The organism is Novosphingobium sp. Fuku2-ISO-50, from assembly GCF_001519055.1.
Taxonomy (GTDB): Bacteria; Pseudomonadota; Alphaproteobacteria; order Sphingomonadales; family Sphingomonadaceae; genus Novosphingobium.
This window is the reverse complement of record NZ_KQ954323.1, coordinates 1-827: the sequence shown is the minus strand read 5'-3', so window position 1 is coordinate 827 and position 827 is coordinate 1. Positions and strand designations below refer to the sequence as shown.

Genomic DNA, 827 nt, shown 5'->3' with positions numbered 1-827 from the left:
TGACTTGTTGGAGCGCGGCATTGATGCGCGCCCAGACCGGATGGCTGGCGATGAGCGCGTTGATCCGAGCTTCGAGTTTGGCTTGTTCTTTTTCAAGCACGCGCAGATGGCGCCTGATGTCGGCCAGGATGGCAGGATGGACATGGCCGGGATCGGTGCGCTGTTTTTCCATGACGATCATGCCCACCAGTTGTCTGCGTCGCATGGTCAGGGCCATCAGCATGGCCTGTGCAGGATCAGGTGTGTGGCGCGTGGACGGTTTTGCAAAAGCCGCGTAGCGCGCGATGATCGCGGCATCGATCTGGTCGGTTTTTGCCAGTTTTCCCAGCGATCCGGCGAACCTGCGCACCAGTCGGGGATTGATGACCGCCACGGCCAACCCTGCTCCTGCCAGGCAATCGGCGCAGGCCCGTTCATAGCCGCCGCTGGCCTCCATGGCGATCAGCGTTGGAGCCAGCTTCTCCAACTGTTCAAGCAGGCGGGCAAGACCGGCAGGTGTATAGTCCATCCGCCAGCTCTTGCCTTCGGGCAGCACATGCACATCGAGATGCTTCTTGGCGACATCGATGCCGACAAAGCGTCCATGCTCTGGTATCTGTGTCATTGGACCCATCCTCGTGTAACGGGCGCAACCTTCCGGGCGGCCCCAGCGATTGTTCGGGTTCACGCAAACTGTGACCGGGGCCCCGGCTGTCGAACGGTCTCGACGCAAGTCCGGACCCCAAGCTCAACGGGCGCACCGATCACGCCGGTATGGGGCGGCCACCCCATACCGGCACCTGCGTTTCTCTCGGAAAATCAGGATGAGCGCAAACTAACGAGGCTCA

The 827-nt window shown here is 61.4% G+C and carries 1 protein-coding gene; it reads right to left on the bottom strand.

The features are described 5' to 3' along the window. On the bottom strand, positions 1-667 hold a 667-nt coding region (locus AQZ50_RS19885), incomplete at its 3' end, for an IS110 family transposase (RefSeq protein WP_156427469.1). Positions 668-827: the final 160 nt, after the last annotated feature.